At 42.9% G+C, this 13,514-nt stretch carries 13 protein-coding genes and 1 pseudogene; 8 read left to right on the forward strand and 6 right to left on the reverse strand.

Annotated features, from left to right (window positions below; translation table 11 throughout):
* Positions 1 to 119 precede the first annotated feature (119 nt).
* From IM509_RS05220 to IM509_RS05235, 4 genes are all read left to right on the forward strand, one after another.
* Positions 120 to 2,471 carry a DEAD/DEAH box helicase family protein gene (locus IM509_RS05220; protein ID WP_185236907.1) on the forward strand — a complete coding sequence of 784 codons (2,352 nt, stop codon included), beginning with the start codon at positions 120 to 122 and terminating at the stop codon, positions 2,469 to 2,471.
* Positions 2,472 to 2,526: 55 nt separating this feature from the next.
* On the forward strand, positions 2,527 to 3,771 hold the full coding sequence (locus IM509_RS05225) for a restriction endonuclease subunit S (protein ID WP_072925698.1): 1,245 nt from the start codon (positions 2,527 to 2,529) through the stop codon (positions 3,769 to 3,771).
* 109 nt (positions 3,772 to 3,880) lie between these two features.
* A complete protein-coding gene (locus tag IM509_RS05230; RefSeq protein ID WP_052277245.1) occupies positions 3,881 to 4,114 on the forward strand; it encodes a DUF2283 domain-containing protein in 234 nt (77 codons plus the stop codon).
* An 18-nt stretch (positions 4,115 to 4,132) separates the two neighbouring features.
* On the forward strand, positions 4,133 to 5,656 hold the full coding sequence (locus IM509_RS05235) for a class I SAM-dependent DNA methyltransferase (protein WP_185236906.1): 1,524 nt from the start codon (positions 4,133 to 4,135) through the stop codon (positions 5,654 to 5,656).
* 47 nt (positions 5,657 to 5,703) lie between these two features.
* Here the strand turns inward: IM509_RS05235 and IM509_RS05240 are convergent, their stop codons facing one another.
* The 5 genes from IM509_RS05240 to IM509_RS05260 all read right to left on the reverse strand — a co-directional run bounded on the left by IM509_RS05240 (position 5,704) and on the right by IM509_RS05260 (position 9,967).
* Complete coding sequence (locus IM509_RS05240) at positions 5,704 to 6,744, reverse strand: sulfate/molybdate ABC transporter ATP-binding protein (RefSeq protein ID WP_185236905.1); 1,041 nt, start codon at positions 6,742 to 6,744, stop codon at positions 5,704 to 5,706.
* A 79-nt stretch (positions 6,745 to 6,823) separates the two neighbouring features.
* On the reverse strand, positions 6,824 to 7,666 hold the full coding sequence (gene cysW / locus IM509_RS05245) for a sulfate ABC transporter permease subunit CysW (RefSeq protein ID WP_185236904.1): 843 nt from the start codon (positions 7,664 to 7,666) through the stop codon (positions 6,824 to 6,826).
* A gap of 41 nt (positions 7,667 to 7,707) precedes the next feature.
* Complete coding sequence (gene cysT, locus IM509_RS05250) at positions 7,708 to 8,550, reverse strand: sulfate ABC transporter permease subunit CysT (RefSeq protein WP_004159580.1); 843 nt, start codon at positions 8,548 to 8,550, stop codon at positions 7,708 to 7,710.
* A 19-nt stretch (positions 8,551 to 8,569) separates the two neighbouring features.
* A complete protein-coding gene (locus IM509_RS05255; RefSeq protein WP_052277241.1) occupies positions 8,570 to 8,911 on the reverse strand; it encodes an NIL domain-containing protein in 342 nt (113 codons plus the stop codon).
* Positions 8,912 to 8,923: 12 nt separating this feature from the next.
* Entirely contained in the window at positions 8,924 to 9,967 is a 1,044-nt protein-coding gene (locus IM509_RS05260; RefSeq protein WP_052277240.1) for a sulfate ABC transporter substrate-binding protein, read from the reverse strand.
* 170 nt (positions 9,968 to 10,137) lie between these two features.
* Here IM509_RS05260 and IM509_RS05265 point away from each other — a divergent pair, with 170 nt between their 5' ends.
* Positions 10,138 to 10,917 carry a Crp/Fnr family transcriptional regulator gene (locus tag IM509_RS05265; protein ID WP_002789377.1) on the forward strand — a complete coding sequence of 260 codons (780 nt, stop codon included), beginning with the start codon at positions 10,138 to 10,140 and terminating at the stop codon, positions 10,915 to 10,917.
* A 19-nt stretch (positions 10,918 to 10,936) separates the two neighbouring features.
* Here IM509_RS05265 and rnc read toward each other — a convergent pair whose 3' ends face one another.
* Entirely contained in the window at positions 10,937 to 11,614 is a 678-nt protein-coding gene (gene rnc, locus IM509_RS05270) for a ribonuclease III (RefSeq protein ID WP_072924078.1), read from the reverse strand.
* Positions 11,615 to 11,672: 58 nt separating this feature from the next.
* On the opposite strand from rnc, the pseudogene IM509_RS24020 reads away from it, so the two are divergent.
* The 3 genes and pseudogenes from IM509_RS24020 to IM509_RS05280 form a co-directional block, all read left to right on the forward strand.
* Positions 11,673 to 12,077, forward strand: a pseudogene (locus IM509_RS24020) (hypothetical protein); the annotation flags it as partial.
* Between the two features lie 3 nt (positions 12,078 to 12,080).
* Positions 12,081 to 12,482 carry a PEP-CTERM sorting domain-containing protein gene (locus IM509_RS24325; RefSeq protein WP_311768950.1) on the forward strand — a complete coding sequence of 134 codons (402 nt, stop codon included), beginning with the start codon at positions 12,081 to 12,083 and terminating at the stop codon, positions 12,480 to 12,482.
* Between the two features lie 177 nt (positions 12,483 to 12,659).
* Complete coding sequence (locus tag IM509_RS05280; protein WP_043999281.1) at positions 12,660 to 13,133, forward strand: DUF29 domain-containing protein; 474 nt, start codon at positions 12,660 to 12,662, stop codon at positions 13,131 to 13,133.
* Positions 13,134 to 13,514 lie beyond the last annotated feature (381 nt).

A 13,514-nucleotide genomic window follows, 5' to 3' on the forward strand; every position in this document is an offset into this window, starting at 1 on the left:
AGTCTTAGATTATAGAATTTATAGCATTTTTCTAATACACCAAATTAGCTGAAACAAACCACTACAAATAATTGTGCCTCCCTACTTATCAGTTATCTGTTTACTGTCTTGAGAGAACCATGGGATTAGGAGAAACAGACACCAGAGCCAAATTAATTGACCCCGTCCTGCATCAAAGAGGATGGACCGAGGATTGTCTCAAGCGAGAAGAAACCCCGGGGGCAATTCAAATTATCGATGGGGAAGCCGAACGCGCCAGGGGAAGGATCGATTATACCCTGCGAGTGGCCGTCAGTAGCGACAGCCAACCCTTAGCCGTCGCCCTAATAGAAGCAAAAAAGGAAGATGCGCCCCCCACTGAAGGCTTAGAACAGGTTAAACGCTATGCCAAAGGGTTAAATGTACCGTTTGTGTACTCCTGTAACGGTCATCTTTTTGTCGAACACGATCGCACGACGAATATAACTTCAGCCCCTCAGCCCCTCAGCCAATTTCCTACCCCGGCCGAACTGAGAGGGAGATACGAGCAGTATGTAGGCTTCAGCCTAGCAGAGGAGGTCGCCCGTCCCCTGCTGACTCCTTATAAGGGGGGAGAAGGAGGACGGCGTTACTACCAAGATGCTGCCATCCGCGCTGCTTTGGAAAAAATTGCCCGCTGCCAGCAAACAGGCTCCCCGGCGCGAGTCCTTCTAACCCTGGCAACGGGTGCGGGTAAGACTTTTATCGCCTGTAACCTACTGCGAAAAATAGCAGATGCCGGACAGTTGCGGCGGGCTTTATTTGTCTGCGATCGCGATGAGTTGAGAACCCAGGGGGCGGCGGCTTTGCAAATTGCCTTCGGTTCCGAGGCGGCGGAAGTAGAAAAGAACCAACCCCACAAGAATGCCCGTGTTTTAATTGCCACCTATCAAACCCTGAATGTGGACAAGGAAGAGGACATGGGGAATTTTTTAACCACCCATTACCCGGAAAATTATTTCAGCCATATCATCATCGATGAGTGTCACCGTTCCGCTTGGGGTAAGTGGTCGCAAGTTCTCACCCGCAACAGTGAGGCGGTACAGGTGGGGTTGACGGCAACTCCCCGGGAATTGGAGTTTACAGAAGACTCGCCCGAATCAGAACCCGATAGACAAATCACCGCCGATAATATGGCCTATTTTGGCGAACCCGTCTATGAATACGACATCGGACAAGGGATAGAGGATGGCTATCTTGCCGCCTGCGAAATTGTTAGGAGTGCCATCAACCTCGATGACACGGGCATTACAGTGGAGGAGGTCATCAGCAGAAATCCCCTTGATGCCAACACGGGACAGCCCATCCCAGAGGCAGAAATTAGGGAAATGTACGAGAAAACCAGTTATGAGCGGTCAATTTTGCTCCCTGACCGTGTGATGGCGATGGCGGGGGATTTATTCAATCATTTGTTAACAACGGGGGAAGTGGAACAGAAAACGATTATCTTCTGTGTTAATGACCGCCATGCTGATGCTGTAGCCATTGAGATGAATAATCTCTATGCTCGTTGGTGTGCCGCTAAGGGGGAAAAGCCGAAGGATTATTATGCCTTCAAGTGTACGGCCAAATCTTCGGGTAATGACTATTTGCCGGATTTAAAGGGCAGTTCCCGTTCCCATTTTGTCGCGACGACGGTAGATCTTTTAACCACCGGTGTTGATGTCCCCAATGTGAGAAATATTGTCTTTTTTAAATATGTCAATTCTCCCATTAGTTTCTATCAAATGGTAGGGCGGGGGACGCGGTTGGATCTACCCACTAATAAGTTAATGTTTCGGGTGTATGACTACACTAATGCTACCCGTTTATTTGGGGAGAAGTTTCTCGATAAGTTAGCCACCAAAAAGGGGACGGCGGCGGAACCAAAGGAAAGGCAGCAACGCCAGGTTATCTCCGTTGAGGGGTTCGAGGTAAATATTACTCCGGTGGGGCGCTATATTCTGACGACGGTAGGCGGAGAAACGAAGCCGATAACGGTAGAAGAGTATCGAGAGAGGCTGGCGGAATCCTTGGTTAATCAGGTGACTAATTTGACTTTATTTCGTTCGATTTGGGTTCAGCCGGAGGAGCGGGGGAGGTTATTACAAATACTGCCTGATGGGGGGCGATCAGCAAGTATAATTAGGACACTAGATGAGTTGGAAGCTTGCGATTTATTTGATGTTTTGGGAGAGTTGGGTTATGGTTTGCACCGTCTGACTCGTCTGGAAAGAGCGGAAGCTTTTAGTTATAAACAGGAGGATTGGTTACGCGAAATGCCAGAAGAAACGGCGGCGACAGTGAGGGCGATCGCTTCTCAGTTTGCTAAGTCGGGGACGGAAGGATTGGAAAATAAGCTCATTTTTCAAGTGCCGGAAGTGACTAAGGCTGGGGGTTTGTCGGCGTTAAAGTTAGTAGGTAAACCCTCTGAGATCATACAGGAAACTAAGATAAGATTGTTTGCCGCTTAGGGTTTTTAATTTGGGATTGGTATTTGAATGTTTATGATTGGGCAAGGGAGTTATTATGAGTCAGGAAAATGATCGGCAGTTGCCCGATGGTTGGCAGTGGGTAAAGTTGGGGGATGTTTGTGAAATTATAAATGGATATGCTTTTAAAAGTAGTCAATTTACTACCGATGGCGTTCCTGTTATAAAAATGGGAAATATTAGCAAAGATTTTGCATTAAAGATAAACTTAAATCAACAAAGTTACATTGCAAAAAATATAGCTAATTTATACCAAGATTTTTATATTTATCCTAATGATTTACTGATTACATTAACCGATATGTCTCCATCAGGAGAATATCTAGGCACTGTTGCTATTTACAATTTAGCAAAACCAGCATTATTAAATCAGCGTGTGGGGAAATTTATCAATCTTGACCAAGAGATATTGGATAATAATTTTCTTTACTATACTTTACGTTCAAAAGATTTTAGAAAATATGCAACCCTTGACGATACAGGAAACTTACAAAAAAATACCAATCCCAAATACCTATATGAATATTTAATCCCCCTCCCACCCCTAAGCGAACAAAAGCGAATCGCCGCCATTCTTAATGAACAGATGGAAGCGGTAGAAAAGGCACGAAAAGCAACAGAAGCACAGTTAGAAGCTGCCAAGGCTTTACCTGCTGCCTATCTTCGGGCTGTTTTTGAAAGTGAGGAGGCTAATTCTTGGGAGAGGAGAAAGTTAGGGGATATTGCAAAATTAGAAAGAGGGAAATTTACCCCAAGACCTCGTAACGATCCTCGCTATTATGGAGGGGATTATCCGTGGATACAAACTGGAGAAGTAGAATCAGCTAATAAATATATTACGGCTTATAATACTACTTTAAATGCCGATGGTTTAGCAGTCAGTAAATTGTTCCCAAAAGGAACATTAGTAATAACTATAGCCGCTACCATTGGTGCTGTTGGTATTCTGGATTTTGATAGTTGTATGCCAGATAGCTTAGTTGGTATTACCCCATATTTGGAAGCAAGTAATACAGATTTTATCTATTACAGCTTGTTATTTATTAGGGAACATCTAAAATCGATAGCACCTCAAGTAGCACAGGCAAACTTAAAATTAAGTATACTTCAACCTTTAGAAATATCTCTGCCTAGCCTTGCCAAACAACAACAAATCGCCTCAACTCTAACCGAACAAATGCAAGAAGTGGAACGACTAAAACAGAACTTAAAAGAGCAACTCGACACCATCAATAAACTCCCCGCCGTCCTATTGCGCCGCGCCTTTAAGGGAGAATTATAGTTATGCAAACAATAGACATAGAAAAAACACAGCAAGCATGGACAAACTTAAACCAAATACTGTTCATACCTCGTACCGAATCAGAAGAAAATCGCTATTATTTTACTAAATGACAGAAAACCTAATTATCAAATATGACCCAACGGGAGACATTCTCTATATCAATAAATGCGCTCCCTATCCCGAACAAGAATCAGAAGAATTAGGAGATGATATTATTGTGAGAGTCAACCCCCAAACCGAAGAAATCGAAAACCTAGAAATCCTATTCTTTTCTCAAATACTGCAAGAAAAAAACGAACTCCAACTCCCCCTCATTGCCAATCTCCGCTTGGCAGGTTAGACAAATTAGGTAAACTCAATGGCTAAAAAAAACAGCAACGACAACGGTAAAACCTTCACCACCCAACAGGGACTTAACAGCTACATCAAAGGCATCTGCGACATCATGCGGCGTTCCAACTGTGCCGGTGCTTTACAGTACGTCCCCGAACTCAGTTGGCTACTGTTCCTCAAAATCCTTGACGACACCGAACAGCGAGAAGCGGAAGAAGCGGAAGCCGTGGGGGACTCTTTTGCCGATTCCATCCCCGAACCCTACCGTTGGCGAGATTGGGCGAACCCTGAAGGCAACCGCCGCCTTAACCTGCAAATGGGGGAAATGGGTCAATTTCTGCCCTTTGTCAATGAAGAAGTCATTCCCTACCTCAAAAGCCTCAAAAACAAACCCCAAGCCACCCCCCGCCAAAAAATTATCAGTGAGGTCATATCCAGTGTCGAACGAGTCCGCATCGACACCGAAACCAACCTGTTAGACATCCTCGATAAAATCCACGAAATCGACTACATTGACCCTACCCACATCTTCCCCATCTCCCAAGTTTACGAGGGATTGCTGTTGAAAATGGGAGAAAAAAACAACGATGGCGGTCAATTCTTTACCCCCCGGGAAGTCATCCGGGCAATGGTCAAAGCCATCACCCCCCAAGTAGGAGAAACCATCTATGACCCCTGCTGCGGCACGGGCGGATTCCTGGCCCAATCCTACGAATATATCCGCGATTTCCTAGCAGATGACATCACCCCCGAACAGCTAGAAACCGTCAAACTAAAAACCTTTTACGGAAGGGAAAAAGAGAACCTCATCTACCCCATTGCCCTCGCTAATTTAGTCCTACACGGCATCGATTACCCCCACCTCTGGCACGGCAACACCTTAAACCGAGAAGTCATCTATGGCGACCTGTTCCAAGATGCTCCGCCCCAGTTCGATATTATCCTCACTAACCCCCCCTTTGGCGGCAAAGAACACAGGACCGTACAGGCACAATTTGCCTATAAAACCAGTGCCACTCAAGTCCTATTTTTACAGCACGTTATCGATAGTTTGAAACCGGGGGGACGCTGCGGCATCGTCCTAGATGAAGGGGTGTTATTTCGCACCAATGAAAATGCTTTTGTCCAGAGCAAACGAAAACTATTAAACGACTGTAATCTCTGGTGTATCGTTAGTTTGCCCGCGGGGACTTTTGTGGCTGCCGGTGGGGGTGTTAAAGCTAACATCCTCTTTTTTACTAAAGGCAAACCCACTGAAAAAATCTGGTATTATGACCTGTCCGATGTCAAAGTTACCAAGCGCAAACCCCTGATGATGAATCACTTTCAGGAGTTTATAGAACTATTACCCAACCGAGAAGATAGTGAGAGGAGTTGGACAATCACCCGTGAAGAAATCGAAGCCAAAAACTTTGACCTCAAAGCTGTCAATCTTAACACCAAAGTAGATGAAGATAAAAGCACCGCCAAGGAATTGCTAGATTTTATTGAGGAGAAAGGTAAAGAAGTTGCTCTAACTCTATCAGTGCTGAGAAAGTGGCAGCGGTGAAAGTCACTTACAGCTTTATGAAAAACTCTTTAATAAACCTGGAGTTTTTAAATTGAGTAATCGATAACTTTCTCACTTTTATTGTCAAAATCAGTGAGTAAAGTCGCTTTTCTTGGTTTTAAATGTACCGTTTGTTCTGGTTGTAACTGTAATTGCTTGTATTCCTCACGATTGAGATAAGCCACCACCATTTCCCCATCGGCTAACATTAATTCTACTTGTATTTCCCAGCCTAAATGAATAACTCTTTTTACCACTGCCCAACTATTCAAACCATCTTGTTCGGGCATAATTTCCAGGTCGTGGGGACGGATAAAAACGGTGGAATTATCACCCGGATGATGTCCATTTCCTAATCCTGCTAAACTGGGTAAGATATTCACTTCCCCAATAAATTGCATCACAAAAGGTGTGGCAGGATGATCGTAAATTTCGGCGGGAGAACCCACCTGTTCAATTTTACCATGATTCATCACGACAATCGTATCGGCTACTTCCATTGCTTCCTCTTGATCGTGGGTAACAAAAACACTGGTAACGTGAACTTCTTCGTGTAAATTTCTCAGCCATACCCTTAATTCTTTTCTGACTTTTGCATCTAAAGCTCCAAAGGGTTCATCTAATAATAATACATTCGGTTGAATGGCTAAAGCGCGGGCTAAAGCTACTCGCTGCCGTTGTCCTCCCGATAATTGGGCGGGATAGCGATCGCCTAATCCTTGTAATTGAATTAATTCTAATAATTCCTCAACTCTTTTCTTAATTACTGGGGATTTTTGCTGGCGAATTTCTAGACCAAAAGCAATATTTTGACGGACAGTTAAATGTTTAAATAGGGCATAATGTTGAAAAACAAAGCCGATATTTCTCCGTCTAGGATCCACATGGGTGGTATCTTGTCCGTTAATGATAATCGCGCCACTGTCGGGACTTTCTAATCCGGCAATTGAACGTAATAAGGTGGATTTTCCCGATCCCGATGGTCCGAGGAGGGCGACTAATTTACCTTCAGGAATGGTTAAACTGATATTATCTAAAGCCTGAAAATTGCCGAAACGTTTAGAAACTTGCTGGATAGTAATACTCATATTTTTAGGTTTTTTGTAGAACGTAGGTTGGGTTGAAGCATGAAACCCAACGCCTTCATGATTTTTAGGTTTTTTGTAGTTAGGTAGTGTGAATTTTGTGGGCGGTTTTACGTTCGAGAATTTCTTTGATAATTAAAGTAACTCCTGCTAGTAAAGCTAGGATAGCCGCCGCACTAAAAGCGGCAGGAGTGAGATAATTTTTATAGGCCTGTTCTACGAAAATTGGCAGGGTAGCAGTTCTCCCTAAAATACTGCCAGAAACCACAGAAACCGCCCCAAATTCTCCCATCGCCCGGGCATTAGTTAACAGCACTCCGTACATCAATCCCCAACGAATATTGGGTAAAGTTATGCGCCAGAAAATCTGCCAATCACTTGCCCCTAAAGTGCGCCCCGCTTCCTCTTGTTCCAAGCCAATTTCTTCTAAGACTGGGATAACTTCTCTAGCGACAAAAGGCATAGTAACAAATATAGTTGCTAATACCATTCCGGGTAAAGCAAAAAGTATTTTTATATCGAAAAATTCTAGGAAAGAACCTAACCAACCATTGCGCCCATAGAGCAGTACAATCATTAACCCCGCTACCACAGGAGAAACGGCAAAAGGTAAGTCAATTAAACTAATTAATAACGTTTTGCCACGAAATTGATTGCGAGCAATTACCCAGGCTGCACAAAGTCCAAAAATTGTGTTTAAGGGTACAGTAATTAGGGCAATAATTACTGTTAATTTCACCGCTTCGATAAAGTCAGAAGTTCCCGCCGCTTCTAAAAAAGCTTGGAATCCATTGCGAAAAGCATAGTAAAATACTGCCGCTGCTGGAATAAAAAGCAAGAAGGCAAGATAAACAAGGGCAATGATAATCAGTAGGGGTTTGTAATCCCATTCTTTCGTTTTAGTTAAGGCTTTTGGATTCTGCATTTTTGATCTGTCTCCAGTCATACTCTAAGGTTTTTTACTCTTTACTTAACTCTGTATTTTTGCCCCCATTGTTGCAGGAAATTAATTACTACTAACATGAACAAAGAAACCAGTAATAAAACCATGCCGATTACTGTCGCCCCTGTGTAATCATATTCCTCTAGTCTTTGGAAGATTAAAACTGGGGCAATTAAATCCTTAAAGGGGATATTAGAGGAGATAATAACTACAGAACCATATTCACCGATCGCTCTGGCAAAACCGAGGGCAACTCCTGTTAAAATAGCGGGTAGTATTGTGGGAAAAATAACTCGCCAGAAGATTTGCCAAGAGGAAGCGCCGAGGGATAAAGCCGCTTCTTCTACTTCTTTTTCCATTTCCTGTAAAACTGGCTGTAAGGTGCGGACAATGAAGGGTAAAGCGATAAATAACATCGCCACAAAAACCCCTAAAATGGTAAAGGATATCTTAATGCCAAAGGGGGCAAAAAATTGACCGAGCCAACCGTTATCACTGTAAACTGTGGCTAGGACTAAACCGGCAACAGAAGTGGGTAAAGCAAAGGGCAAATCTACACAAGCATCGACAATTTTTTTACCCGGGAATCGATAACGCACTAATACCCAAGCGATAATAGTGCCAAAAACTCCGTCAATTAATCCGGCGATTAAGGAAGTAAAAAAAGTGACTTGGTAAGCGGATAAAGAAATCGGTAAAGTGGCAATGCGCCAAAATTCGGCAAAACCAAGAGTTAGGGATTTAGCAAATAGTGCCGCTGCCGGTAAAACCAACAAAACCACTAGATAACTAATGGTAATTACCCAAGGAATAGAAACTTTTTTCAGGGGTTGACTGGGAGATAAAGATAATTGTGGGTTAGCCATTGTTAATTATTGCTAGAGATTACCAATTGTCCGCTTCTTCAAGAACTTGTGCTGAATCATACCAAACTTCTACATCTAAATCTGCCAGATAGGAAAGGGCATTTTCTATCCCTTGAGAGTTGCCTTGCAGTTGTAGATCGAACCAGCCATCTTGATTATTATTGGCAGCTAACAAAGCAGAAAATATATTCACTTTTAGACCAGGAAAAGACCCCAAACGTGCTATAATCGGCTCGTTAACATATTGTTTGGGAATCCGAATTTTTATTCTTCGGGAAGTGGGGCGATCAAGTCCTGATTGATCGAGATGTAAGTCACTTTGGGGATGATTAATAGTTTGCCATTGAGGTTGATTATCCATGGTTTTTCTCCTTTAAGATTTACCAGCTTTAGTCAGAATTTTATCGAACAAGCCTCCATCATCAAAAAATTGCTTTTGTACCTGATCCCAACCGCCTAAATCCTGCACGGTAAAGAGATTTTTTATCTGAGGAAATTTACTCTCAAACTCTTTAACTATAGTCGGTTCAACGGGACGAAAACCAACTTTAGCAAATTCTCTTTGTGCCTCTGGGGTAAATAAAAACTGCACAAAAGCTTCGGCCACTTTTCTCGTACCCTTTTTATCCACATTGGCATCAACAACCGCCACGGGATTATCAATAGAAATATTATAATCGGTGGGAACAGTATAAGCTAACTTCTCACCTTTTTGGTTAGCGAGAATCATCTCGTTTTCGTAATTAATTAGCACATTTCCCTGACCTTGTTTAAAAAATACATCACTAGATTCGCGAGCATCTCTAGGTAAAACTGGCGCATTTTTAAACACTTTTTCGACAAAAGTTTCCGCCGCTTGTTCACTGCCTCCCGCTTGCGTCACCGAACCCCAAAGAGCGAGAAAATTCCAGCGCGCTCCGCCGGAAGTCTTGGGATTAGCGGTAATAACTTTAATATTATCCTTGGCTAAATCTGACCATTGATTAATTTTAATATTGGCATCACGAGGAACAAAAGCCACCACAGATTTATGAACAATAGAGTCATTAGGAGCTTCTTTTTCCCAACCGGGTTGAATTAATCCCGCTTGCTCAATTTTCTTGGTATCCAAAGCTAAAGCCAACGCTACCACATCCGCTTCTAAACCATCGATAACGGCGCGAGTTTGGGAACCGGAACCACCATAACTCTGTTCAAAAGTTACTTTTTGCCCCGTTTTTTGTTGCCATTCCTCGACAAATTTGGGAATGATTTTTTCGTAGGCGCTTTGGGTAACAGCATAGGAAACAAGCGTCACAGTCACGGGTTTTTGGCTGTCATTGCCGCTATTGGTGGGGGATGAGGTACAAGATGCCAGCATTCCTCCCGTCAAGACAGTTGCCATGAGTAGGGATAAACAAGACTGGGATGACTGCATCGGCGGCACTCCTAAGCTTTACTCTGAGGTTGTATCTGTTTTCAGGTCTGCTTTAATCTTACAGCACAGGAAATAAAATTTCAATACATTTATAAAACAAATTGGGAATAAGGCGATAACAAGGGAAACTGTGAGAAGATAAAATCAGTGCTACATCTAGGTTTGAGACTATGGGCAAGAGCGTCAAGGCCAAAAAAACAACCCTCCTACAACAACTGATTAACCAGAGTTTTCTCTTTCGCGGACTAGAGGAAGCTTGGTTAAGTCAGTATCTCGATGCCGACAATCTCAAGCTAGAGACGCTATTTTCCAATCGTCCCGTCTATACGGCTTTTCTACCCGATGAATTTCTAGATGTTTTGTATGTGATTTTGGATGAGGGTGTAATCGTCGTCCGCAGCACTCCCCTCGACCGGATTATTGCCATTACCTACCCCGGTGGCTGTTTTGGTATGAGGAGTTTACCCTTTAGTTATGGTTTAGCCAGTCGCGCTTTTCCCTGTTTGGTGGAATCCTATAAAACTACCCACGTCCTGAAAATTCCCTTATCGGCACTAGAAAAGATTTACAACGATAACGAAAGTTTTCGTCAACGGTACTGTTTTTTATTTGAATTACAGCAAAAATTCGAGTATCATCTGCTTAATTGCAGTAGCTATCCACCCCAAGCTGTAGCCACTTTACTGAGAGCTTTAATCTATCAAGAAAGAGAATTAGGCAGTCAACCGAGTGCCGAAAATATCTATACTTTTGATTTATCCGTCGATGTGATTGCTCGCGCTTGTCAACTCAATCAACGCACCGTCGAACAGGTATTAAAAGGATTGCAAACCGTGGGATTAATTGCCTCAGAATCGACGGGGGATTTAATTCGGGTACTGGATGCCGAGGGTTTAAAAGAAGTTTACAGTGCCACCAGAGATAAAGTTAATTGGTGGCCCCTAAGATAAGTAGGTTTGGCCCTATTTATTATTGCCATTGACAGCGCTTTAAGGCATCTTCGGCAGCCGCTTTGGTGGCATCCTGTTTCCGTTTACCTTTACCTGTACCGTAGAGAAGGTTATTAACCCGCACTTCAGCAGTAAATTCCCTAGCGTGGGGCGGTCCTGTAACATCAATGATCGCATATTCTGGATTAGAGGCGAAATTAGCCAGCGCCCACTGTTGAAAGAGATTTTTGGCATCGATAAAAGATGGCGATTCCGATTGTTGAGAGACTAAATGAAAGGCAACAGGGATAAAAAGCCCGTGCAGATAGTTTTTAACCGCATTTAACCCCGAATCTAGATAATAAGCCCCAATTATCGCTTCAAAAGTGTCCGCTAATAGGGTAGGATTCGATCGCCCCCGATCTTTAATTGCCCCCTTACCCAAACGCATTAACTCCCCCAGGCCGATTTCAATGCCCAATTGCGCTAATTGTTCTTCTTTGACCAAATTTGACCGCAAACGAGTTAATTCGGCCTCGTTCATGGCGGGATATTTTTGATACAATAGTTCGCCCACCAAAAAAGCTAAAATCGCATCGCCCAAAAATTCTAGGCGCTCGTTATTTTCCGTCAATTGGGACTGTTCATTGACATAGGAACGATGGGTTAAAGCTTGGGTGAGAAGGAGAGCATTTTGAAAAGGAGGCAAACAAGACATTACAGAAATGATCAAGTCAAGAGCATTTCTTATCTTAATCTGACCCCACCCCGAATAGATGAGACGAACGATCCTTTTTTTACGGTTTTTTCCGGCTAGTTTAGGCATAATCTCCCAAATCTTCCCACCGGAAAACCTATCCGCTCCCATTCTTGCCCTAGGTATCCTGGGGATGTGTATGGAACAGGCACGCATGGCGGCGGTGGACTTGGCAGAAATTGCCCAATTTCAGCAAAAAATCAGCGATCCTCGCCTCGATCGCTTTTTTATTGTCACAGTTAGTACAATTGTTTTAGAATTATCGGGCTTTTATTTGGCCGTCCTCTGGATAGGATGGGGGGCCTTAATAGTTTTAGTTAGTCAAATTTGGTTTCATTGTTTAGCCAAAATTCAACTGCAGCCAACCACGGAAAAAATTATTGACTATGGCATAGTGCCACGTTTACCCATACTACTCGCCGACTATATGGATGGTCTGGAGTACTTCAATGGCAAACTAATTAGCAACCGCTGCGATGCCTGCGGTGTCTATGATATTTACGATACTAATGGCAATCTCCTGCAAGCAGCTTTCATTACTGCTCCAGCTGCTGCAACTGGTATTGCCCACGATGGTACCGATTTTTACGTCTCAAATGTCTATAACTCATCAATTGGAGTTTATGATGGGGTACTAGGGACACTGAAATCGACTATCAACTTGATTCCCAAGACACCAGGGGACACCTTCTTGATTGAGGCTCTTTCTGTAGATTACCTTCAGCGTCCTGATACAGGGCGTGTTCCTGAGCCAGCTTCCGTCTTAGGCTTACTTGCCATCGGTGTTTTGGGTGCAGGTTCGGCTTTGACGCGCAAATTATTAAAGTAGGAATCTGACTCAGAAATTCGCTACTTAAAAATCGATCACTAAAAGCGATCGCACTCAATCAATGCAGTGCGATCTTTTTGAACGTCAGTCCTCAGCCTTGAGAGACTTTGTACCTCACCAGTCTGAAAATTGTATAATATAGAATCCCGATTACTTTTCATCTGTGGCAGTTCCGTCATGACTAGAGCGACAGAAACAGCGACCCTAACATTATACGAAGAAGATTTTTATCTCTGGCTAAAAACCACGGCAGAACAATTAAAAAAAGGCCAGTTTGCCGAGGTGGATTTAGACAACTTAATTGAGGAGATTGAATCGATGGGGAGAAGTGAAAGACACGCGCTCAAAAGTCTTTTAACTCGTCTCCTAGAACATTTACTCAAATTAACTTACTGGCAATCGGAAAGAGACCGGAATGGCAATCATTGGAATGGAGAAATCAATAATTTTCGGGCAGAAATTCAAGATTTACTGGAGGATAGCCCTAGTTTAAAGCCCTATCTTCGGGAGATTTTTGAGCCATCCTACCATACAGCTTTAGAGGCCGTCCGGAAAAAAATGGGTTTATCCCCTGGCGGTTTACCCAGTCAGATAATTTTTAATCTCGAACAGGTTTTAGATAATCAATGGCTGCCGATCGATTGGGAATAAACTATTGACTATCTAAATCACTCCTTAAATCGCTAAACAGTCATCAGTGAACTGAAAACTCAAATCTGATAACCGATACTAAATCCGTTGAGTATAGGATACTTATGAGGACAGGCACTCATGCAAGAGGCAAAAGGCAAAAGAGGGAATAGATAATCAGTTTTTAATAACTGGATTTAGTATGATAACTGATCACTGATAACTGATAACTGATCACTGATAACTGATAACTGATAACTGATAACTGATCACTGATAACTGATAACTGATAACTGATCACTGATAACTGATCACTGATAACTGATCACTGATAACTGATCACTGATAACTGATAACTGATAACTGATAACTGATAACTGATAACTGATAACTGATAACTGA

The organism is Microcystis sp. M31BS1, assembly GCF_020245285.1.
Classification (GTDB): Bacteria; Cyanobacteriota; Cyanobacteriia; order Cyanobacteriales; family Microcystaceae; genus Microcystis; species Microcystis panniformis.